Genomic DNA, 22,068 nt, shown 5'->3' with positions numbered 1-22,068 from the left:
GATTTTCTTCGAGTTATTCGAGCTTAAGCCTTTTGCTCTAATTTCCTGATAGAATTTCCGTATTTATACTTCTCTTGGGTAATGAGGGTTGGTCAGCCTCAATTAGAAATTATGAAAATAGATTCTTAATCGACCTGAACAAATCAGCAATCGCATCCAGCAAGCCTGTAAAGAAATCGGATACTTTTTGACCGAAGCTTTCGTCATTCACAAGATCTTTGATCGTCGTTTGAATATCCTTTGTCAGATCTTCAAGCTGCTGCTGGACATTGTCGAAGTTGATATCAAGTGACCTGATTTTATCAAACAGATCAATCAACATCTGACGGTCTTCAGGATTGAGTTCGATGTTCATCGTCTTCAGCTTTTCTTCAACGATTTGTTCCACTTCTTCTTTTGTGGCCGGATCCTGCTCTGCGATTTCCTTTTTGATTTCTGTCAGGAGTTCACTGACCTTTTCTTTATCGATGCCTGCATCCTTCGCTAATTCAGTTGCGACATTCAACTCCTCGTTCGCCACTTCCATCCGTACGGAATCGAGCTCTTCCCCGCTTACGTCATACGCTTTATAAATGCCGGTCAGCGCGGAATGACCGCTCACTTTGACAGGTGAAGCCACTTCAACATCCGCATTCTCGACACCAGCCGTCAATAATGCATTGGCATACATGGATTCGGTCACTTCTGTGATCTGATCCGGAGTCACAATCTCTACATTCAGCCCCTGGCCTTTTTCCTGCCTTGTGATTTTCGCTGAAGAAAACATACGGGCATTTCGATTTTCTCCCTCTATATATTTTACAAGGTCTTCCCCTGTTACAGTGAATTCCTCAACGTCGGTATTTTCATCGATCCCGAGCTCATCTTGCACGGTCTTTTTTTGCTGGTCGGACAGTGTCTCGCCATATACGACAATCGGCACCCCGAATTTTTCATTGATGCTTTCTTCCTGCTTATTATTATCTGAAGCCATTGCAGGCTGCACGATTCCAATTACCAATAGAATAACGAGTACAGAACTAATCCATTTTTTCATATTTCATTCTCCTTTTCGATGCTTCAATGATTATTGCCCCTCATGAAACTTTACTCATTGTACAAGTACTGAACTTACTTTGCATCATCCTCTGGTCTTATTTTTCTACATTGTAATAGACGTTTAATATTGAAATAAGTTTCAGTTTTTTAAAAATCAGCTTTAGTCTCAAACCAGCCGGATCAATAAAAAAACGATGATGGATCGACCCTCATCGTTTTTTTATCTGCAATATGATATTGGTATCTCCACCTCGACACAGGTACCACTCTGATCACTGCTGATCTTTACTTTCCCGGAATGATTTTCGATGATTTGTTTACTGACCATGATCCCTAGGCCCGTGCCGTCGCTTTTGGTCGTAAAGAAAGGTTCTCCGATTCTTCCGGCAATTTCATCAGGGATGCCTTCCCCTTCGTCGATGAACTTGATCACCGTCACAAGATCGGACTGCTCCACTTCAATCATTACTTTACCGCCTGACGGCATCGCCTCCATTGCATTTTTAATAAAATTTATGAAGACTTGTTTGATCCGGTTTTCATCACAGACAACCATGCACCGCTTGCACATAAATACAGGCTTGATCTCTATGTCTTTCATGATGGCATCCGTATTGAGCAAGGTGACGACCTGATTGACCAATTCTATAAGATTCACTTTTTCCATATCGGAAGCTTTCGGCTTTGCGAGGGCAAGTAATTCGTTCAAGATTGATTCAATTCTGTTGATTTCAGAGGAGACCACTTCAAAATAATCTTTCTTCTCAGGAATATCATTCTCCATCAGTTGGAGGAAACCCTTTATAGATGTTATCGGATTTCTGATTTCGTGCGCAATCCCTGCAGCCAGCTGCCCGGCAACAGACAATTTTTCGGATTTTATCATCAGTTCCTGTGTGATTTTCTGTTCAGAAAGATCACGTACAATGATATGTATCGCTTTTTCATTATTAAAGAAGGTGGGAATGGCTTTCAACTCAACCTCTGCAACTGAACCATCGAGACAGATCAAGGTATAAGGATGAGGCAAAGCCGTTTCGCCTTTATTCAAGTTCGTCAATCGTTCTTTGAGTGTTTCTTTATCGTCATCATGAATAAAGTCGAGTATGCTTTTATTCATGATCTCTGATTTACTCTCTGCATGCAGCAGCTTTATTCCCGTTTCATTGATATACTGACACACATCATTCTTTGTAATAATTACGGTATCTGGGGAGAATTCAACGATCCGCCTGTATAGCTCGGCGTTATATTCCAGATTTCTCATGTTCTGTTCTGGAGTGTTCATCCCCTGTTCATGCAGCAGCCCGACTTTTCCCTGTGCTTCATCAGACACTGTACCCGCTCCCTCCATTCACGAATTGGTTTAAATTTCCTCAGTAATTCCATTGTAACGAAAATTACATTATTTGTGTATTTTTTTAGCTCAATTCTGAAAACTTAATCAAAAAAAACCTGCCCCCGCTGCAAGTGTAAGCATTACAGCGGGGGCAGGCATGCATCTTATAGAATGTCCAGCCAAATTTTGATGGCTGTACCCAGTATCAGCAGGGCCAATATCGTTTGCAGGATTTTTGTGTTCATTTTCTTTCCTGCCGTAGCTCCTAGTGGAGAGGCAATCAGACTTGCCACTACCATGATCATTGCAGGCACGTAGTCGACCTGCCCTGTACTGATCTTGCCGACGGTTGAACCGATCGAAGAAATCAGCGTGATGGCAAGAGAGGATGCAATCGTCATCTTTGTAGGGATTTTAAGGACGACCAGCATGATCGGAACCAGCAGGAATGCTCCCGCAGCCCCTACAATCCCTGCGCCGACCCCTACGATCAGGGACAGTACGGCTGCCAGCCATTTATTGAATGTTACATCTTCAAACTTGATGTCATCGATCCCTTTTTTAGGGATGAACATCATGATTGCAGCTGTCAATGCCAGGATACCATAGACAAGGTTGATGCCGTCTTCACTCATCGCCTTCGAACCGAATCCTCCGATAAAGCTCCCGATCAAGATGCTTACACCCATATAGGCGATAAGCGTCTTGTTCAGGTATCCGCCTCTCCGGTAAGCCCATACGCCCCCGAGTGTGGCGAAGAATACCTGTACGGCACTGATGCCGGAGACTTCATGTGCCGAGAATGCGGCCAGCCCGAATAATGGAGGGATATACAGAAGCATGGGATACTTTATGATGCTTCCCCCGATTCCAACCATTCCTGAAATATAAGATCCGATGAAGCCGATTAAAAATATGGTAATGATAAATGCCAAATCCATCGTCAGTTCCTCCTTTTCATGAGCTCTTTTGATTTATGATCAAGCAGCCCTGCGAAGTGCATCATTTTAAATGGGAACCTCCTGAAAGGTTCCCGTTTACTTTTCGTATTCGCTTAGCGGACTGCACAGCGGTTTGGACCGATTTCCATTTCACGCTGCTTCTCATCATCAGGAGTGATTTTCCCCATGTTTGTTTCACGGATTTCCTGATATGCATTCGGCTGAGGAGGAAGGTTCTCGGAAACAAGCTTTCTGAACTCTTCTTCGTCTTCGATATTCAAACCATGGTTCTTCGCAAAAAGAGTACCGAGTTTTTCGCCGACCGTACCGTCCTCGTTCAATTCATCGATGATCATGAAGTGAGCCGGAAGGACAGTCAGTTCCATGGATAAATTTTTATAACGTTTATATAGACTTTCTCTCAAATCAGCAACCCAGTCCTCTGCTTTACCGGCAAGGTCCGGGCGTCCGATGCTGTCTACGAACAAGATATCACCGGATAACAGATATTTCTCGTCGATCACGAAAGATGTAGAACCGATTGTGTGTCCGGGTGAATATAATGCGTTGATATCAATCGTTGAGTTACCGATGACGACCTTATTGCCATCCTCAAGTGCAGCATACTCAAACGTTACTTCCTCCGCATCTTTTGGAGGCAGCCAGTAAGTGGCATTCACCGCTTCAGCGATTTTACGTCCGCCTGAAATGTGATCGGCATGCAGGTGAGTATCAAATACATTTGTGATTTCTGCATTTTTCTCTTTTGCAAAATCGATGAAAATATCCGTCATGCGTGTAGCATCAACGACTGCCGCTTCACCATTGGAAACCACCATGTATGAAAGACAGCCTTTCCCCAGACGTACGAATTGGTACAGCTCGCCGCCGTCAGTGAGATCACCGACTTTTACCGGTTCAAGGTGTTCACTCCACGCTTTCATGCCGCCTTCTAAATAAGAAACATCCAGTCCTTCGTCAGAAAGCATCTCTGCCACCATGACGGAAGACCCTTCTTTCGCACATACAACAAGGATATCCTTGTCTTTCGGAAGTTTATCCATTATCTCTTCCACTCCATCCAGAAGATCGAAGTAAGGGATATTAAGATACTCAAACTTATGTCCGTCGATTTTCCAATCTTCAAACGCATCTGTGTTACGTACATCCAAGATGAACAAGTCTTCTTTATTCATCACTTTTTGTGCTGCTTCTTTTGGACTCATTGCTTTTACTGCCATTTTCTCTACCTCCCAGTTTTATTTTTCTTTAATCAACGTGATGATTTATTATTCAACTTCAGATTCTACGTCGCCTGACCATTCGCTCATGCCGGGCACTACATTGATGACATTCGCAAATCCTTTATCCACTAATAATTGTGCTGCCATATCACTGCGGTTCCCTGTACGGCAGACAACATATATGTTTTTATCTTTTGCAAGCTCATCCGCTTTTGCTTCCAATTCACCGAGTGGAATCGATAATGCTCCAGGAATGTGTTTGAATGCATATTCTGCTTTTTCACGAACATCCAGTACGAGCGTATTTTCATCGCCGAGCTTTCCTGCCAGTTCTTCATTATTCGTAACTGCTTCATGCTTGCGTTCCACGCTGTCTTCGCCGCTTGATTTTCGGACGAAGTGCTTCAGGACATCGCCTTCTTCAATCGTGCCGAGATAGTCATGGCCTGAACTCTTTGCCCATGCCTGCAGATCTGCTTTAGACCCCTTATCCGTTGCCTGGATTTCGATCACTTGGCCGGCTTCAAGATCTTTCATCGCTTTCTTGGTTTTCACGATCGGCATCGGACATGCCAAACCTTTTGCATCTAGAACGAAATTTGCTTCAATTGTCATAAAAAGAACCTCCAATTACCTCGTAGGGTATATTTTATTTCAAAAAAATTAGATAAATAGATTTACGTTGCCGTTCTCCGCATCAGCCAAATATGCAGCCACACCCGCATATTCGATTTCATCCATCAGTTCATCTTTATGAAGTCCCAATAGATCCATTGTCATCGTACATGCAACAAGCTTAACATCCTGCTCTTTTGCCATCTCGATCAGATCCGGAAGAGGCATTGCATTGTGCTTTTTCATGACACCTTTGATCATTTTAGGTCCCATTCCTGCAAAGTTCATATTGGATAATCCCAATTTATCTGCTCCGCGCGGCATCATTTTGCCGAACATTTTCTCCATGAAACTTTTCTTCACCGGAACCATTTCTTCTTTTCTCAGTGCATTCAAGCCCCAGAAGGTATGGAAAATGGTTACTTCGTGGTCATATGCAGCAGCACCGTTTGCGATGATGTATGCTGCCATTGCTTTATCGTAATCTCCGCTGAAGAGAATAATGTTTGTTGTTTTTGTCTCTGACATTTGTTTTCCTCCTTTAAAATACAATCGGGGGTATATTTCCCCTTAAAAAAATTTATCCTTTTTTAATCCAGAATGTGAATACATCATTTTCTTCTTTAGAATCGACAAGTTCATGTCCGCCTGACTTAGTCCAAGCAGTCAAATCACTTTTTGCACCTTTATCCGTTGTTTGAACTTCAAGGATCTGACCAGATTCAATTTCTTTGATTGCCTTTCTTGTTTTTACGATTGGCATCGGGCAGGCTAATCCTTTTGCGTCAAGTACTTTATCTGCATTCATTAATAATTCCTCCTAAATGTTTGTTTATAATTTTTTATCTTAAAATACCTATATGGGTATGTTAAATGATATAAAAAAAGTTGTCAACACTTTTTATTTATCTGCTTTTCACCAGCAGGTTCACTGCTTCTTTGACGATTTCATCCGTGTTTTCACCGGACTCCTGTGAATCTCTCACACATTCAATGAGGTTCATACTTACAATCAAGCCGACTGAACGATCAAGAGCCGTTTTGGCTGCTGACAGCTGGGTAATGACATCTTTACAATCTTCCCCTTGCTCCATCATTCGTAAGATTCCCCGGAGCTGCCCTTCAACACGTTTGATTCGATTTTTTACTTGTGAATTGTATTCCATGTAGACACCTCCCAGAAACTTGATTTGTTGTGATGTGTTCTTGCTACATTGACTATAATATACCCTATGGAGTATTCAGTCAAGTGGTGCGTGAAAAAATTTTTTTAGCTGAACAATATTAGGAAAACAGCATCCTATAGTAACTATCTTAGAGTGAACTTCTAATACCGCTTATTGATTTCCGTGCAGGACTTCGCTTTCCGCGGGTAGCTCGTGAGCCTCCTCGGCTTCGCCTGCGGGGTCTCACATTAGCTACTTTTCCCGCAGGAGTCTTCGTCCTGCACTCCAATCAAACGCTGGAAGGAGTTGAGATTCGTGTTTTTCAGTCCAAATATAAAGCCGGAACCAAGTTGCTGCAGACAAATTAGTTCCGGCTTATCTTATATTTTAAACATATTAACCAAATCTCGTTTGTATGGCTTCCATAAAATCCTTCAGTAATTATAACGGGTCACGTTTAGGCATGAAAAACTTAAAACTTTATATCACACCCAAATTAGCATCAGTATTAGCAGAACAAATAACACTTTGTTTAACAGTGATAACCAAGACTTAAATGGTTCTGGGCTTTTACGTTTTATTAACTTCTAATAACGTTAAAGCCCCCGATTGCGGAAGAACAAGAAGCTTAGTTTACTTTCCAATCAACTGCTTTCTTAATTAATTCATCAACAAATTTCTCTTTAACTTCTTGATATTTATGCGTATCATTAGGGAACTGTTTTGCCAAAATCTTTTTAAGATCTCCGTAATTTTTTGCATCCTCTGGATTATTGATTAAGTATTCTTTAAATGATAAATGGGCGTCAATGTTTTTATTTCCAAGTTGAAAGATATGAACGTGATGAGACCTTTTTTGTTTACCTTTTGTAAAATATCTTCTTTCTGTTATTCCGTGTTCATTCCTTGGTTCATACCCTAAACACAACATTTCCTTATTGAATAAATTTACTTTCTCAATGTCTTTTACAACGACTAAGATATCTATTATTGGTTTTGCATATCCTGCTGTAGGTATTGATGTACTACCTATATGGTATATCTCAATCAGCTCATCTTTAAAAATTTCTTTGAGTTTACTTTCTTCTTTCAAATATACTTTTCCCCATTCTTCTGTCCATGGAAGTATTTCTGTCTTTCTCATCGCCCCTTGCTCCTCCTGCAAAAATTTTCACCTCTTTAGAACTTATAATTTATTCTACTATCCTGTCCTTTTCTTGAACAAAGGGCAGCTGCTTCTTCAATGTGAAAGGTGGCCTTCTAATACCGCTATTGATTTCCGTGCAGGACTTCGCTTTCCGCGGGTAGCTTGTGAGCCTCCTCGGCTTCGCCTGCGGGGTCTCACATTAGCTACTTTTCCCGCAGGAGTCTTCGCCCTGCACTCCAATCAAACGCTGGAAGGAGCTGAGATTTGTGTTTTTCAGTCCAAATATATAGCCGGAACCAAGTTGCTGCAGACAAATTAGTTCCGGCATCGTTCATATGGGTGTCATGAAATTCTATTAATAAACCTAATTTTCAGCACTTAATGAGAAATTAGATTTTTCATTAGTAGAAAAAACTCATAAGTATTTATCACGAATCACTTTTAAATGGTGTAATTCGTGCCCGGCAATGCCGTATGCAATGGTGCTTACGGAAACTGGGCTGTTCATTACAGTTCCATTTCGACCCCACGCTGCATCATCAATGGTTGAAATAAGGCTTAACGTATTGGAGCGCACCGTGTCTAAACCAGCTAGTAACTGCTCCCAGGATAATTTATTGAAGTTTGCCGCAGAGACGTATTGATCCTGTTCCATCGCCGGGAGTGGTTCACTTTCATTTCGTGCAATGGCAAGCATTCGATACGACATCACACGTTCCGAGTCGGTCATATGCCCAATCACTTCTTTTAAAGTCCATTTCCCTGGTGCGTATGCCGTCCTTGCTGACTCCTCTGATACGCCGCTTAAGAGGGTAATGGTCTTCGTTCGCTGCTTACTGAGTATTTCTTCGATATCTCCATCTGGCACAAGACTCACATATCTGTCATGCTCTGGATTTTCAATACATACTGGTCTTGGACGCACAAGAATCCTCCTCAATAGTGCAGATTGTAATGGATAATGCACTTTTTATTGCTGCTTGTCGTTTCCTCTCCCAAAACGAAACCCCTTAGGGCAATCATACCCCCGGGGATACTTCTGACCGCAGATGCCGTGCGAATGTTTTGAGATGGTCCGGGGTGCAGATGTCTTCTTCGAGCAGCGGGATTTGGTATAGTTTTTGTTCGGTGAATTTTGTTTTCATGAGCTGCAGGTACTCTTTTTCTTGGTCTTTTCTTTTTTGAAGGAATTCTCCGTCGGCTGTTTCCGGGAGGATTTTGTTGACGATGAGTCCCTGGATGTTCAGTTGTACCTTTTTCATTAATTCGATGGCTTTTTCTGTTTCAAGGATCGGAAGCCGCTCGGGGATCAGGACGAATATGAAGCCTGTCTTCTTCGGATCCAGCAGGATGGAACGAACCATGGCGAATTTTTCCCTTCTTTTATGTAATGCATCGAATATCGGATCTTCCACGGGTTCGCCGTCATTCAGTAATTGGGAGTAATTTTTATTTGTCTTTTTCCTTCTTTCAAGCATGCCGTCCATCCATACCCCCATCAGCTCCGGGAGTGACAGGAGCCTGATCGTATGACCGGTGGGTGCCGTATCGAAGATGATTTTATCAAAATGCTCCTTCTCCTCGAGGATGATCGATACCACCCTGTCGAACAAAGCGGCTTCCTCCGCACCCGGCGCCGAGGCCGCCATATCAATCTGCCGGTGGACCTCGGCGATCATCGACGACTTGATCATGCCCTTTAGGTTGCCCTTCACCCCTTTTATATAGGATCTCGTTTCCTGGTCAGGGTCTATTTCAAGTCCCCACAGATTGTCCCCCAGCTGCACTTTCTCCCCTCCGATATGTGTGTGGAAAATGTCCCCTAAATTGTGGGCGGGGTCGGTGGAAATGATGAGTGTCTTTTCCCCGGACTGTGCAAACATCATCGCCAGTGCAGAAGCCGAGGTGGATTTACCGACTCCCCCTTTGCCCCCTACAAAGACGATGGATTGATTTTCAATTGTATTCACTTTCTCCCCTCCTTTCCCTGTATCAGCAGCATCTTATTCCCTCAAGCGGGGAATGCTCCATCCCCATCCGTAAATGCCAGTCATGGAATTTCTCGAGCATGAATGGATACAGTTCCAATGTGTAATAAAATACCGGATTCGGCAGCCCGAGCATGTCAGAATATAAAAGCAGGAAAAACAGGTCGTCCTCATCTCTTAATTCCCTTGCGATTTCTGTCTTGTGGGGATGCCGGATGATTTCATCGTACAAATGTATGATGCGCTTGAATTTTTCCAGCATAGCGGCGTTCATCACTATGTCCCCTCCTTCTGAAATATTGGAAAGGGACCTTTTTGGCACTCAAAAAGGTCCCTCTTTTCAGGCTGTGAACTGTGTAGGATCTTCTCCCTTTTTCGAAAGCGAAGAAGCGGCTGTGATCAATATCCACAGAGTGAAGATCAAGATGATGCTTCCAAAGATGAATAGCAGCATATTCCCTTCCGTATTCCCGGCTCCCGACCATTCAAAGATCACCTGGTTTATCATGGCCCAAAGTGTCATGAACATCAGGAACAGCATCGGGATCAAGGTTGCGATATAATTCCTTCCCTGTCTCTTGAGCCAGATCGTGATCAAGAGCAGACTGATACCTGCAAGCAATTGGTTGGATGTACCGAATAACGGCCACAGCAGATATCCGCCTGACCCAAAGCCCTTCGGACCCTGAGGCAGAAGTGTAAGGGCTGCACTCGACACAACCGCGATCGTTGTGGCCACATGCGCTTTCGTCAATGGCATGACGTTATATTCCTCACCCAATTCGGCAATGATATACCTCATCAATCGGACAGAAGAATCCAGCGTTGTAGCTGCAAAGCTCACGATGATGACGGATACGATCGTGGCAGCTATGTCTGCCGGGATTCCGAGGCCTGCAGCGAGCTGTCCTGCACCTTTGATGAAAACACCGAGCCCTGCTCCGCTTGCAGCAGCAAACCCGCTGTATGTAGCTTTGAATTCTGCGATATTCGGGAAAAATGTGATGCAGGCGATGATCGCAATCAGCGCGAGTGCCCCTTCACCCACAGCGCCTAGGTATCCGACAAATCTTGCTTCTGTTTCATTATTCAGCTGCTTGGATGAAGTACCTGACGAGACGAGACCGTGGAATCCTGAAATCGCTCCGCACGCTATGGTGATGAATAGCAGCGGGAACCACGAAACATCGGCGGAACTGTTCGTCATCGGTGCCGTGATCTTCGGATTTGAAAATAACAGCCCCAAATACAATAACCCCAGGCCGACGACCAGTTGATGCGAATTGATATAATCCCTCGGCTGCAGCAGCTTCCAAACCGGAAGCGTTGAGGCGATATAAACATAAATCATCAGGATGATGATCCATGCAAAGAATGCCATGCTGGTAGAGCTTAGGCCGAATAAAGATACCGCGCCTTCACCCCCGAAGTACTGTACAAAATCGATCTGCAGGAATTCCACCCTGCTTGCCACGACGGCGGAAAGATACATGACTGCCAGCGCAACCAGCGACGGGAGCAGCATGCTTCCGCTCCGCTTATAGACCCTGTACCCGATCCAGACAGCCAGCGGAATTTGAATGAATACAGACAGAACACTTGCAGGGAACGTAATGAATAAGTTCGCGATGACCCATGCAAAGACGGCATTGACCATCAGTACAAGGATTAAAATAATGAATAAAAACAGTACCTTGGCCCGTTTCCCGATCAACTTGCTTGCCAGTGTCCCCACTGATTGTCCTTTGTTTCTCACAGAAAGGACGAGTGTGCCGAAATCATGCACCCCGGCCGCGAATACGGTACCGAGTATGACCCATAGAAACGCCGGCAGCCAGCCCCAATAAACCGCGATTGCCGGACCGACAATCGGTGCAGCACCGGCAACTGATGTGAAGTGATGCCCCCACAGGACGAACTTATTCGTCGGAACAAAGTCAACCCCGTCTTTATACTGGTGTGCAGGTGTGACATAATTCGGATCCAATCGATAAATCCGTTCTGCAATCAGCTTAGAGTAATACTTGTACCCTAATAAAAATACAAGTCCCCCTATTAATGCAAGCCAAATTCCTCCCATGATTTTCCTCCTTCAACATGTTATAGAGTAATACATCCTGTTCATTCATGAAGGAGATCTCGTGATGATTGAAAATGCAGAATTTTTAGAATGTATACGCTTACTACATTTTACATTGGCTTATCGCCGTTTTCAACGGTAAGTTCCGTGCTGCACGAGGTGATGGAAATGATAGGGATATTCGTCGCATGAAAAAAGAACCGGATATTACCATCCGGTTCTTTTGCTATTTTACTATGATGCTGTCTTCATCCGTCGGGTCCACCGCTTGAGGGATATCCCAAGCTTTTTACTTCACCCTCCCAATCGGTGACTAGGTGAAGCAGAAACATGTTAAACTTTTGCCTTCTTAAAAAATGAAACCAGGTTCTATGCTCATAGAGATTTATAGAGGGAAAACCTCCCCTTAATTAGCAAATAGTATCGAAAATAGCTTATATAGAGGGAGAAATTCCTCTTATTTGACTCGATAACCATGAAAATAGGTAGCTTCGCTTAGTATATAGGGAAAAACTTCCCTAATATCCCCCAAATATCACTTCTAATCTGCAGTTAACAGTAAAAACTCCCCTTATTTTTCTATCACTGGTTACTCACTCTTCAAATTCCCATCTTTCGTATCTGCTAATAACATTTTAGCCATGTGGTTTTATCTAAATAGCACCCTAAATTGCACAATAACAATGTCTATTGTCAAGGTATCACTATCTTTTAAATATTGATAAAACGACATAAACAACCATTCGTTTAATGTGCTAAAAAGTAATCTGGCTCATATGGTATTTAAAGTATTTCTCCACTAAAACTGAACTACTTCATATGGACATCCGGTTCCTTTAATTACTTTACGATGATGCCGTCTTCATCCGTCGGGTCCACCGCCTGAGGGATATCCACGGTCGTCCTTAACACCGTTTCGTTGGTGTCATCCGTTTTGGGATGACTGCTTTCAGTCGGGAACTGAAAAGGTATCGTTTTTTTCTCCCCGGCTTTGATTGTTCCGATCTCATTCAGGATGAGCGTATTCAGCTCCTTTTCATGATAAGAAAAATCGCTGTCCTCTTTATCTTCTTCATACTTGTGGAGGAGCACAAGACTTACCTCATTGATCGGCTGGTCTGCCTTCCCTCCTTCAAGGATGACTTCCCCGTGGATGGTTTCCCCTTGTTTGATTTCGGCTTTGCTGACCACGGTATCCACTTTTACATGACCGATTCCGATACTTGATAGAAATTTATTTAACATGCTTTAACCACCTTTCTCCTGATTGTGAGTGTGCACTTCGAAATAAATGACTTATACATATCTTGCTATCCCAATGCAGAAACTATCAAGGAAACTTGATAGAAAGAAGGAATATGTATGAAAAAAACACTTTTGACCCTTTTCACAGTATGTCTCCTAAGCTTCGGATTCAACGGATATGCAGCAGCTGAAGGACAGCAGGCCGCCCCGCAGAAAGTCAACCTGACAGAAGCGCAGAAGCAGGAATTGGACAAATTGCATCAGCAGTTATTCAACTCAAAGAAAGAACTGATCACTAAATATGTTGAATATGGTGTGTTCACAAAGGAACAAGGCGACCTGATGCTCAAGAAAATGGAAGAACGCTACATGAAACTAAAGGAAAACGGCTATATGATGAGATGGCACCATCACCAGGGGAAGAATCTTCATCCGGAAAAGCAGCAATAAAGAATCCGGCCGGATGCAGTTAACCGGTTCCCGGAGGATTCCTCCTGCGGGAACCGGCATCTTCAATAATGATCACGGCCGATTTACAGCGATTTAAGAATCTCTGCCGCTTCCTCCACTTGATCCATACTCACATCGTAATGCGTCACAAACCTGACTGCATGAGGACCGAAACCGCCTATCAATATCCCCTTATCCTTCAGGATGTCCACAAACTCTGCCGACGTGTTCCCTCTTTCTTTTACATCCGCCACGACAATATTCGTATCCACATCATTCATGACAGAAATCCCGTCACAGCTTTCCAGAGCTTCTTTCAGGATGACGGCTTTTTCATGGTCTTCTGTCAATCGCTCTCTCATGGATGTCAGTGCAACCAAACCGGGGGCAGCAAGTATACCCACCTGGCGCAAGCCTCCTCCAAGCCGCTTTCTCCACTTCCTTGCCCGCTGAATGAATGGAGAGTCGCCGGCAATGATCGAGCCGACAGGTGCCCCGAGTCCCTTGGACAGACAAATCTGCACCGTGTCGCAATGGCGGGTGAATTCCTTCACATCTTTTCCCGCAGCAGCAGCTGCATTAAACAACCTGGCCCCATCCACGTGGACCGGTATCGAGTGCTTCCGGGCTACCGCATGGATGGCTTCCATGTTTTCCCGTGAAACGATCGCACCGCCGGCCCGGTTGTGGGTATTCTCCAGGCAGATCAGTCCCGTCTCGGGGAAATGCTGATCTTCATCCCGGATTGCATGTTCAACGGATTCCGGGTCCATTGCCCCTTTTATGCCGGGAAGCGTTCTCGTCTGTACCCCCGCCAGTGCTGCTGCGGCTCCTGATTCATAATAGAAAATATGCGAGTTCTCTTCGAGTATGATTTCATTTCCGGGACGCGTATGTGTCAGTACTGCGATTTGATTCCCCTGTGTACCGCTCGTCACAAACAATGCCTTTTCCTTGCCGAGTATCCTTGCCGCTTCTTCCTCAAGCTTCGTGACCGTCGGATCTTCCCCATATACATCATCGCCCACTTCCGCTTCAAATGCCGCAAGCCGCATTTCATTGGTAGGTTTTGTGACCGTATCACTCCGTAAATCAATCATGATATGTATCCCCCGCTTTTTTTATGTATTGATGATAGTATAACAAAAATGCGCGAAGCCCGTCAGGCAGGAATACATGTCCATACCAAAATGAAAACAATTCCAATTACCTATTAAAAAATATAATTATAGGAATATTCATAACATTCGGTTCTTTAGTATGTTACTATTTTAATGGGTAGTGTAAAGACACTTCAAAGTTTACGTGTTTCTTCTATTAATATAATCACGTATTCGGACCCTATCATGATGAATAAGGAGTAAGAAGATGAATATCGGTTCTAAAATCCGCTTCCACAGACAAAAGAAGAACCTGACACAAGAAGAATTATCAAAGGGGATTATTTCGGTATCATATCTTTCGAAGCTCGAAAATAATCAAGTCGTCCCGTCTGAAGAGATCATTCATTTATTATGTGAACGCCTCGGCGTATCTTCCCTTCAGAACGATGAGCAGGAATTGAATAAACTGCTTGAGAAATGGAACCGCTCCCTCCTCTGGAAAGACCTCGAGGCAGCCGAGTCATTTCATGATGAAATCAAAAAGAGGCTGAACGAAACGGATGACCTGACTCCGCAGCTGCTATATAAGATACTCTTTATTCGTTACCAATTGATCCATTCAGACCTTGCGAGTGTCCGTACGAACCTGGCCCGCATCCATAATCATTATAAGGAATTAAACGATACACTGAGATTTTACTACCACAGATATAAAGGCAATTACTACTATGCTGTACATCAATATGACAATGCCCTCAAAGAATTGAAAGAGGCCGAAACCTACTATGTGCTGGGCAGTGTCACAAATGAAGAAGAACGAGCTGATCTCTATTATTTATTCAGCCTGGTCCTGACGCGCTTGAATATGTACAGGCTTGCGATCTATTACGGGGAAAAATCATTGTCCATCTTCCAGGGTGTGTACTTCCAGCAGAGGTGTGCAGAAGTTCACTTGCTCCTGGGCATTTGCTACCGAAGGATCCGATACAGTGAAGAAGCCCTCAAGCATTATGAGTGGGCAAACTTCATAAGCAAGTCCATCAACTACAACAGCCTCACCTCCATGGTGGAGCAGAATCTGGGCTACTTGAAGTCGGTCATGAATAAAAGCGAAGAAGCGATCCAGCATTATTTAAGAAGCATCGAATTAAAGGAGTCCGATGTAGAAGGAAAGCTCAATTCCATTTTGGCACTTGTAAAAGAATACTATAAGCTGAACCGCTTCAATCAGGTGCGCTACTGGCTTCCTAAGGGGCTCGCACTATGCTCAAAGGAAGTGTTCCCGGGTAAATATTATCAATTATCCTATTATCAGTACGCCCTGGATGATTTCCCGGCAGACTTTGAACACTTCATGAAGGAACATATCCTGCCCTACTTCAAAGTAAACGGCGAACAACTTTTATATGCCGAGTATTCTAAATTCCTTGGTCAATATTATCAGGGAGTTAGAAGATACAAGAATGCAGCATTCCACTTGAAGGAATCCAATTCCATTTACGAAGAAATGCTGTCCTTATAGGGAGGTGAGAATGTGAAAAAAATGAAACAACTCGTTATCGCTGTAAGTCTGACCGCAATGGCGCTCGGAGGGGTGGTTGTGATCAATTCCCCTGAAGAAGATTTCCCGCCATACAGCGTGAAACAATAATCTTATAAACAAAAAGGCTGGTTAGCTATAACCAGTCTTTTTGTTTACTGCAAGCTGCGAGGAGGCTCTATTGTATGTGATTCCGTGGCGACTTCCTTGAACAAGTCATTCCCTTCCTCCTTCCCACTAACGGGAGACTGAGGCTTGTACTGCTGTCCATGTAAGGAAAGGCTCCCGATCATTTGCTTCAGCGCAAAAATTTCTTGTTTCAGCAGCTGTACATCTTGGTTAGTCGCCGGGCGGCTGCTTTCCTTAAGAATGACGCCCACTTGCCCGTTCGGTTCCAGCGTCGCTTCCTGAACATCTGAGAGCGTGCGGATCTGATTCTGCCTCAGCTTCATTTCCAGCTGATCGACGGTAAGCCTGAGCCTTTTAAGTGTATCGGTCTGCAGTTCCCCATCCTTGATCAGTACCTTCGATCTTCCCGTGATGAACTTTTCAACCCAATCCGCTTTGATTTGCATATATTCAATCACAACCAGGGAAACAACCAGGATCAACCCTACAAACAGCGTCGTCCATATACTCTCCCCTGCAATCGGCTGAACAAGCAGGGACCCGATCCCGATCATAATCACGACCTGTGCAAGCGACATCTGCGAGATTGACTTCCTCCCTGCAATCCGCAGGAGGAGTGTCCCCCCAAGAACGACGAGAATGGCTTTCCAAATTAAATGCATGTCCAACATTATCACTTCCTTCATCTAAAATTATCTTTTGGAGTCCTGCTGAAAATATCCATCAAATAAATAGAAATTTTCAGAATAAAGATATATAGTTAAAAAGGTAGATACCAAAGGGGGAATAAAACAATGAATCCACGTCACAGTGAAAATTTAGAGAGATATGCAGACCTCATCGTCAGAGTCGGCCTGAACATCCAGGAAGGACAGCAGCTGCTCATTTCCGCTCCTGTCACTACATATGAATTCGTCCGCATGGTCACGGAGAAAGCATACGAAGCCGGCGCGCTCCATGTCATGACGGACTTTTACGATGAAGATTTGAAGAAAATCAGACTGGAAAAATCCAGCGAGGAAGGGTTGAAAGTATATCCTCATTGGAAGCAGAAGGGGTATATTGAAATGGCTGAGGACAATATGGCCCTCCTGAACCTCATAGCCCCTGATCCTTCCCTTCTAAAGGATGCGGATCCCGGGCGGGTAGCCTTACTCAATAAAGTAGGTGCAGAAGCATCCAAGAAATTCTCTTCCTATATCGGCGGCGGAAAAATCAGCTGGCTGATCGCAGCCTACCCGACACAGCAATGGGCTGAAAGTGTGTTCCCTGACTTGGAAAGGGCAGATGCCGTCGAGAAGCTTTGGGAAAATATCTTCTACACCACACGTACAGACCGCGAAGAAACGGTGGGTCTCTGGGAAAAGCATATTGGCGAACTGAATGAAAGAGCCCGCCACCTGAATGAAGCTGGCTACCGCAAACTGCATTATAAAGGACCGGGGACCGACTTGACGATCGGATTCCACCAGCAGACGAAATGGATCAGCGCCCAGTTCACGAATGACCGCGGAACGCCGTTTGTACCGAACCTGCCGACGGAAGAAGTTTTCACGATCCCTGAGAGAAATAGTGTGAATGGCGTCGTTTCTTCCACGAAACCGCTCAATTACGGCGGCACATTGATCAAAGACTTTACGCTGACCTTCAAGGCCGGCAAAGTAGTCGACTTTTCAGCTGTAGAAGGATATGAAACATTAAAGAATCTTCTCGCTGCTGACGAAGGTGCCTCCTACTTGGGAGAAGTCGCCCTTGTCCCACATGACTCACCAATTTCGAACACGAACATCATCTTTAATAACACACTCTATGATGAAAATGCGTCCTGCCACATCGCACTCGGCCGTGCACTCTCCGTCTGCGTAGAAAATGGCAACAAGCTGACAGAGGAAGAGCTGAGTGACATCGGCTTCAACCAAAGCATGATTCACGTCGACTTCATGATCGGCTCGAACGAACTGAATATCGACGGAGAAAAGGCGGATGGCAGCCTGGAACCTATTTTTAGGAATGGTGATTGGGTGTAGAATACCATTTATAGCGGCCGGTTTATCGTGAACCCGAACAGAATTCGAATTTTTTGTTTAAAATTCGGACTTGTTCGGGTTTTTTGTTTGATATTATGGAGGAATTAGGGTGGTATGTGGGTTTTGGGATGATAATGGGAAGGTTTCCACATACCCCGATGGGTGTTTATGATCCATTTTCAGGATTTATGATCCATTTTAAAAATTTATGATCCTAATCGGAAAAATACGATCCTAAATGGAATTTTATGATCCTATTTCCAAATATACGATCTCATAAGAATGAATCTAAATAACCCGCCCCACCCTATGTTAACCGCATCCCATTCCATTTTTCCATAAATTACATCAATTATGACAATAAAATTTCATTTATAACATTTTCAATACCCCTTTTATCGCTTACAATAATAGTATAGGGATTAAAGGAGCGATACATTTGTCAACCTTCACGAGAAAACATACACTGGTTTGGAGCGGGCTGATATTGGCCTCTCTTTTTATCATATTCACGATATTTAAAACATCCAACGTACAATCAAGCGAAAAAGCTTTGACAGCAGTGGAGAAATATCCAACTGTGTTTGTACATGGTTACAAGGGAACCTACAATTCATTCAGAACGATGCTGGACCGGTTTGAACATCATCACGGCTGGGGAAAAAAGACACTGGAAATCTATGTGTCGGACAACGGAAGCGTCTCCTATAAAGGTACCATTCCAAAAGATCCTTCCTCCCCTCCTCTTGTTCAGGTCATATTTGAAGATAACCGGGCAGCTCTCGATAAACAGGCAGTATGGCTGGAAAATGCACTGAAGCTTATGCATCACAGCTTTCAGGTCGATAACATCAATTTAGTCGGTCATTCGATGGGCGGCCTCGCTTCCACCCAATACCTTGAAAACGCACGGGGTAAAGCATTTCTGCCTGCAACCCACAAGTTCATAACCATCGCCACCCCATTCGAAGGTGTGACGAAAGATTCTTATGATCAAATCAATACCGGAGCGGCCGTCATTGATTTGAAGCCTCAGTCCAGGGCGCTTAAACACCTATATCTCAACCGGCACATGATCGATCCGGGAATCAAAATTCTATCCATCGCAGGATCCGGGGATGACGTCGTAAATGTACCAAGCGCACTCGGAAGCAAAAAACTGTTTGACCGAAATGAATTTTCATCCCAAATCGTCTATGACCCAACCATCTCACACAGCGGGCTCCACGAAACCACAAAAGTCGACAGGCTCCTCGGTGATTTTTTATGGGGGAAATAGTCATTCTTAGATCTTATCCATTCATCGGATAAGATCTTTTTTATTCCCCTCCCCCTCTCTCCGCGGTTGCGTAATATCCCCAGAAGTTCTATACTACACAAGACTATAGTTACGTAAGGATGAAGTGCATGACTGCTGAAATCACTATAAAACCAAACCCAAAATTCATAAAACAATTTCAAAAAGGCTTCCCCCTCTTAAATAGGGATAATGTTCTGACGGACCTGAATAACCTTGACGAAGGGACGATCCTCACCCTGGCAGATTCCAAAAGGAACTTCATTGCAAGGGGTTACTACGGGAAACAGAATAAAGGAATCGGCTGGCTGGTCAGCTGGAAAGAGCAAGAAGAGATCGATGGGGCTTTTTTCGATCGGAAGTTCCAGAATGCCGTCAATCAGAGGCTGCATTTTTTCTATGATGAAGACACGACCGCATTCCGGGTATTCAACGGTGAAGGGGACGGCTTCGGCGGGGTCACCCTTGATTACTTCGAAGGATATTACCTGATCCAGTGGTACAGCAAAGGTGCCTATACTTTTAATGAAGAAATCATTTCCGCCATCAAAAAACTTCCCAATTATAAAGGGCTATATCAGAAAAAGCGCTTTTCAGTCGAAGGAAAGTATGTCGATGAAGATGATTTCGTTGACGGTGACCGTCCTTCCTTCCCTCTTCTGGTCAAGGAAAACGGAGTCCAATTTGCCATCTACCTGAATGATGGTGCAATGGTGGGTGTGTTCCTCGATCAGAGGGAAGTTAGAAAACGCATCCGGGATGAATACGCAGATGGTAAAAGAGTGCTCAATACTTTCTCCTATACGGGGGCTTTTTCGGTATTCGCCGCCCTGGGAGGCGCTGCAGAAACAACAAGTGTCGACTTGGCAAACCGCAGCCTGAGTAAAACCATCGAACAATTCAGTATCAACGGGATAGACTACGAATCACAGAATATCATCGTTGAGGATGTATTCAAATATTTTAAATTCGCGGTAAAAAAGGAACTCACCTTTGACATGGTCATCCTTGATCCGCCGAGCTTTGCACGTTCCAAAAAACATACTTTCTCTGCTTCAAAAGATTATAAGGATCTCTTGAAAGAAGCCATCGCCATCACTGAAAAAAATGGAGTGATCGTCGCTTCAACGAACTGCAGCACGTTTGATATGAAAAAATTCAAGGGATTTATAGATAAAGCATTCAAGGAGACGGGCGGTTCTTACAAATTGATGGAGGAATACTCCTTGCCTGAGGACTTCAAAACCATCAATCAATACAAGCAGGGCGACTATTTAAAAGTGGTATTTATCAAGAAATACTGAGTCTTGGGTGGAAACAAAACATTAAAGCCAAGGTCTATAGGCAAACATTTTAGATCGCCCTTTAAACAACGCTATTGATTTCCGTGCAAGACTACGCTTTCCGCGGGTGACCTGTGAGCCTCCTCGGCTTTGCCTGCGGGAAGAAAAGCGGAAGGGCTTTGTTCAGAGGCGGGTGGCATAAGGCGAATCGGCCACGAAGGCGTTCTTTGCCTTCTTGGTCGATTTGACTTATGACATGTGCCTCTAAGCCCTGTAGCTAGACACGTCTCACATTGGTCACTTCTCCCGCAGGAGTCTTCGTCTTGCACTCCAATCAACCGCTAGAATGAGCTAAATCCTAACTGTACATGGACCAAATAAAAAACCCGAACTGATTTGCCTAAACTCATGCAAATTAGTTCGGGTTTTACTTAGTCTGAATTACTTTTTATCTAAGCCTCTTTCTTTTTCTATGTGGATCTGTGTTCGTATATGTTGTCGATATTTTCGGGTTGTATGTCCGTCCTCTTGTTAAAGCTTACGTCCACAATGTATATTCAGGTTACAAACCCATATGAAAAGAAATATTCTACTAGAAAACAACCTTCATTGAAAATTACGGGTCAAGATGGGTAAACTTGTATACGACATATGTTTTATAAACACAAGCAAATTTCCCGAAATTCACTTACGGAAATAATGACAGAATAATCTGTCATTATTTCCTCGGAAACCGCAAGAAGCGACAAATGTTATGATGCTTTGTAGAAATCTATCGAATATGGGGTGTTCATGTTGAATAAAGCAATATTTTTGGATCGTGACGGGGTCATCAATGAAGTGAAAACAAAAAGAGTGAAATTCGTGAATAAGCCGGAACAGTTTTATTTCCTGGAAGGTGTGAAAGAAGCCGTTACATTATTATCACATGAAGGATATATGTTATTTGTCGTGACGAACCAAGGCGGCGTCGGTCTTGGTTACTTATCTCATGGTCATCTGGAGCAGATTCATGACTATATGGTCGGCGAGCTTGAAACGGCAGGCGGAAAGATCCATGAAGTTTCATGCTGCACCCACAAACCCCATGAAGGCTGCGCATGCAGGAAACCTGAGCCGGGCATGATTTGGGACCTTGCTGAAAAATATGAGCTTAATCTTGATTCCTCCTATATGATCGGCGACAGGGAGCCCGACATCGAGGCAGGACGGAAAGCGGGATGCAGGACGATTTTGATATCCGGCTCACCCTCCCCTCTCTATGGTGCCGATTATGTATTTCCCTCGCTGAAAGATGCGGCTGAATTCATCATAGAGTGATATGCGGCATTCCCTGCTTTTTTAGGGGGATGCTTTTTTATTTGCCTCACAAGCTGAGATTCTTATCACACCGCACATTCCCCTCCTGTTTTATCGTTTACCGATTGGGGAATTCT

Annotated in this window: 22 protein-coding genes; 6 read left to right on the top strand and 16 right to left on the bottom strand. The window is 43.9% G+C overall.

Features of this window, described 5'->3' with window-relative positions; all coding sequences use genetic code 11:
* Positions 1–109: 109 nt before the first annotated feature.
* The 14 genes from BHE18_RS12375 to BHE18_RS12310 all read right to left on the bottom strand — a co-directional run bounded on the left by BHE18_RS12375 (position 110) and on the right by BHE18_RS12310 (position 12,803).
* On the bottom strand, positions 110–1,036 hold the full coding sequence (locus BHE18_RS12375) for a DUF1002 domain-containing protein (protein ID WP_071618852.1): 927 nt from the start codon (positions 1,034–1,036) through the stop codon (positions 110–112).
* A 222-nt stretch (positions 1,037–1,258) separates the two neighbouring features.
* Positions 1,259–2,374: an ATP-binding protein gene (locus tag BHE18_RS12370; protein WP_071618851.1), complete on the bottom strand. Its 1,116-nt coding sequence runs from the start codon at positions 2,372–2,374 to the stop codon at positions 1,259–1,261.
* A gap of 167 nt (positions 2,375–2,541) precedes the next feature.
* A complete protein-coding gene (locus BHE18_RS12365; RefSeq protein ID WP_071618850.1) occupies positions 2,542–3,318 on the bottom strand; it encodes a sulfite exporter TauE/SafE family protein in 777 nt (258 codons plus the stop codon).
* A 113-nt stretch (positions 3,319–3,431) separates the two neighbouring features.
* A complete protein-coding gene (locus BHE18_RS12360) occupies positions 3,432–4,559 on the bottom strand; it encodes an MBL fold metallo-hydrolase (protein ID WP_071618849.1) in 1,128 nt (375 codons plus the stop codon).
* A 48-nt stretch (positions 4,560–4,607) separates the two neighbouring features.
* Positions 4,608–5,177, bottom strand: coding sequence for a sulfurtransferase TusA family protein (locus tag BHE18_RS12355; protein WP_071618848.1), 570 nt, complete (start codon positions 5,175–5,177; stop codon positions 4,608–4,610).
* Between the two features lie 48 nt (positions 5,178–5,225).
* Positions 5,226–5,705, bottom strand: coding sequence for a DsrE/DsrF/DrsH-like family protein (locus tag BHE18_RS12350; protein WP_071618847.1), 480 nt, complete (start codon positions 5,703–5,705; stop codon positions 5,226–5,228).
* Positions 5,706–5,757: 52 nt separating this feature from the next.
* Positions 5,758–5,985: a sulfurtransferase TusA family protein gene (locus BHE18_RS12345; RefSeq protein ID WP_071618846.1), complete on the bottom strand. Its 228-nt coding sequence runs from the start codon at positions 5,983–5,985 to the stop codon at positions 5,758–5,760.
* A gap of 97 nt (positions 5,986–6,082) precedes the next feature.
* Positions 6,083–6,343: a metal-sensitive transcriptional regulator gene (locus BHE18_RS12340; RefSeq protein WP_071618845.1), complete on the bottom strand. Its 261-nt coding sequence runs from the start codon at positions 6,341–6,343 to the stop codon at positions 6,083–6,085.
* Positions 6,344–6,971: 628 nt separating this feature from the next.
* Positions 6,972–7,487: a GrpB family protein gene (locus BHE18_RS12335; protein ID WP_071618844.1), complete on the bottom strand. Its 516-nt coding sequence runs from the start codon at positions 7,485–7,487 to the stop codon at positions 6,972–6,974.
* 418 nt (positions 7,488–7,905) lie between these two features.
* The gene (locus tag BHE18_RS12330) at positions 7,906–8,415 is read right to left on the bottom strand and encodes a DinB family protein (protein ID WP_071618843.1); all 510 of its coding nucleotides are present in this window, start codon (positions 8,413–8,415) and stop codon (positions 7,906–7,908) included.
* Between the two features lie 94 nt (positions 8,416–8,509).
* The gene (locus BHE18_RS12325; protein ID WP_071618842.1) at positions 8,510–9,460 is read right to left on the bottom strand and encodes an ArsA family ATPase; all 951 of its coding nucleotides are present in this window, start codon (positions 9,458–9,460) and stop codon (positions 8,510–8,512) included.
* A 22-nt stretch (positions 9,461–9,482) separates the two neighbouring features.
* Positions 9,483–9,740 carry a cory-CC-star protein gene (locus tag BHE18_RS12320; RefSeq protein ID WP_071618901.1) on the bottom strand — a complete coding sequence of 86 codons (258 nt, stop codon included), beginning with the start codon at positions 9,738–9,740 and terminating at the stop codon, positions 9,483–9,485.
* Positions 9,741–9,818: 78 nt separating this feature from the next.
* On the bottom strand, positions 9,819–11,558 hold the full coding sequence (locus BHE18_RS12315; RefSeq protein WP_071618841.1) for a carbon starvation CstA family protein: 1,740 nt from the start codon (positions 11,556–11,558) through the stop codon (positions 9,819–9,821).
* 840 nt (positions 11,559–12,398) lie between these two features.
* Positions 12,399–12,803, bottom strand: coding sequence for a sporulation protein (locus BHE18_RS12310; protein ID WP_071618840.1), 405 nt, complete (start codon positions 12,801–12,803; stop codon positions 12,399–12,401).
* A gap of 117 nt (positions 12,804–12,920) precedes the next feature.
* Here BHE18_RS12310 and BHE18_RS12305 point away from each other — a divergent pair, with 117 nt between their 5' ends.
* On the top strand, positions 12,921–13,253 hold the full coding sequence (locus tag BHE18_RS12305; RefSeq protein ID WP_071618839.1) for a YckD family protein: 333 nt from the start codon (positions 12,921–12,923) through the stop codon (positions 13,251–13,253).
* Between the two features lie 83 nt (positions 13,254–13,336).
* On the opposite strand, the gene ltaE is transcribed toward BHE18_RS12305, so the two are convergent.
* Positions 13,337–14,353 (bottom strand): low-specificity L-threonine aldolase, encoded by a 1,017-nt coding sequence (gene ltaE, locus BHE18_RS12300; protein WP_071618838.1) that lies wholly within the window; start codon positions 14,351–14,353, stop codon positions 13,337–13,339.
* A gap of 268 nt (positions 14,354–14,621) precedes the next feature.
* Between ltaE and BHE18_RS12295 the strand changes: the two genes are divergently transcribed.
* Positions 14,622–15,878, top strand: coding sequence for a helix-turn-helix transcriptional regulator (locus BHE18_RS12295; protein ID WP_071618837.1), 1,257 nt, complete (start codon positions 14,622–14,624; stop codon positions 15,876–15,878).
* Positions 15,879–16,051: 173 nt separating this feature from the next.
* Here the strand turns inward: BHE18_RS12295 and BHE18_RS12290 are convergent, their stop codons facing one another.
* Positions 16,052–16,711 (bottom strand): DUF421 domain-containing protein, encoded by a 660-nt coding sequence (locus tag BHE18_RS12290; protein WP_235860312.1) that lies wholly within the window; start codon positions 16,709–16,711, stop codon positions 16,052–16,054.
* A gap of 108 nt (positions 16,712–16,819) precedes the next feature.
* Here BHE18_RS12290 and BHE18_RS12285 point away from each other — a divergent pair, with 108 nt between their 5' ends.
* From BHE18_RS12285 to BHE18_RS12270, 4 genes are all read left to right on the top strand, one after another.
* Complete coding sequence (locus tag BHE18_RS12285; protein ID WP_071618836.1) at positions 16,820–18,052, top strand: aminopeptidase; 1,233 nt, start codon at positions 16,820–16,822, stop codon at positions 18,050–18,052.
* Between the two features lie 439 nt (positions 18,053–18,491).
* Complete coding sequence (locus tag BHE18_RS12280) at positions 18,492–19,331, top strand: alpha/beta hydrolase (protein ID WP_071618835.1); 840 nt, start codon at positions 18,492–18,494, stop codon at positions 19,329–19,331.
* A gap of 128 nt (positions 19,332–19,459) precedes the next feature.
* On the top strand, positions 19,460–20,653 hold the full coding sequence (locus tag BHE18_RS12275; RefSeq protein ID WP_071618834.1) for a class I SAM-dependent rRNA methyltransferase: 1,194 nt from the start codon (positions 19,460–19,462) through the stop codon (positions 20,651–20,653).
* Between the two features lie 774 nt (positions 20,654–21,427).
* Complete coding sequence (locus tag BHE18_RS12270) at positions 21,428–21,952, top strand: D-glycero-alpha-D-manno-heptose-1,7-bisphosphate 7-phosphatase (protein WP_071618899.1); 525 nt, start codon at positions 21,428–21,430, stop codon at positions 21,950–21,952.
* The last annotated feature ends 116 nt before the right edge of the window (positions 21,953–22,068 follow it).

The organism is Rossellomorea aquimaris, assembly GCF_001877785.1.
Lineage (GTDB): Bacteria > Bacillota > Bacilli > Bacillales > Bacillaceae_B > Rossellomorea > Rossellomorea aquimaris_A.
This window is presented reverse-complemented; position numbering and strand designations above follow the sequence as displayed.

Excerpts from the sequence above, each read along its gene's own strand:
- BHE18_RS12375 (WP_071618852.1), bottom strand. The coding sequence starts at position 1,036 with ATGAAAAAATGGATTAGTTCTGTACTCGTTATTCTATTGGTAATTGGA.
- BHE18_RS12365 (WP_071618850.1), bottom strand. The coding sequence starts at position 3,318 with ATGGATTTGGCATTTATCATTACCATATTTTTAATCGGCTTCATCGGA.
- BHE18_RS12360 (WP_071618849.1), bottom strand. The coding sequence starts at position 4,559 with ATGGCAGTAAAAGCAATGAGTCCAAAAGAAGCAGCACAAAAAGTGATG.
- BHE18_RS12355 (WP_071618848.1), bottom strand. The coding sequence starts at position 5,177 with ATGACAATTGAAGCAAATTTCGTTCTAGATGCAAAAGGTTTGGCATGT.
- BHE18_RS12350 (WP_071618847.1), bottom strand. The coding sequence starts at position 5,705 with ATGTCAGAGACAAAAACAACAAACATTATTCTCTTCAGCGGAGATTAC.
- BHE18_RS12345 (WP_071618846.1), bottom strand. The coding sequence starts at position 5,985 with ATGAATGCAGATAAAGTACTTGACGCAAAAGGATTAGCCTGCCCGATG.
- BHE18_RS12340 (WP_071618845.1), bottom strand. The coding sequence starts at position 6,343 with ATGGAATACAATTCACAAGTAAAAAATCGAATCAAACGTGTTGAAGGG.
- BHE18_RS12335 (WP_071618844.1), bottom strand. The coding sequence starts at position 7,487 with ATGAGAAAGACAGAAATACTTCCATGGACAGAAGAATGGGGAAAAGTA.
- BHE18_RS12320 (WP_071618901.1), bottom strand. The coding sequence starts at position 9,740 with ATGCTGGAAAAATTCAAGCGCATCATACATTTGTACGATGAAATCATC.
- BHE18_RS12315 (WP_071618841.1), bottom strand. The coding sequence starts at position 11,558 with ATGGGAGGAATTTGGCTTGCATTAATAGGGGGACTTGTATTTTTATTA.
- BHE18_RS12310 (WP_071618840.1), bottom strand. The coding sequence starts at position 12,803 with ATGTTAAATAAATTTCTATCAAGTATCGGAATCGGTCATGTAAAAGTG.
- BHE18_RS12305 (WP_071618839.1), top strand. The coding sequence starts at position 12,921 with ATGAAAAAAACACTTTTGACCCTTTTCACAGTATGTCTCCTAAGCTTC.
- ltaE (WP_071618838.1), bottom strand. The coding sequence starts at position 14,353 with ATGATTGATTTACGGAGTGATACGGTCACAAAACCTACCAATGAAATG.
- BHE18_RS12295 (WP_071618837.1), top strand. The coding sequence starts at position 14,622 with ATGAATATCGGTTCTAAAATCCGCTTCCACAGACAAAAGAAGAACCTG.
- BHE18_RS12290 (WP_235860312.1), bottom strand. The coding sequence starts at position 16,711 with ATGAAGGAAGTGATAATGTTGGACATGCATTTAATTTGGAAAGCCATT.
- BHE18_RS12285 (WP_071618836.1), top strand. The coding sequence starts at position 16,820 with ATGAATCCACGTCACAGTGAAAATTTAGAGAGATATGCAGACCTCATC.
- BHE18_RS12275 (WP_071618834.1), top strand. The coding sequence starts at position 19,460 with ATGACTGCTGAAATCACTATAAAACCAAACCCAAAATTCATAAAACAA.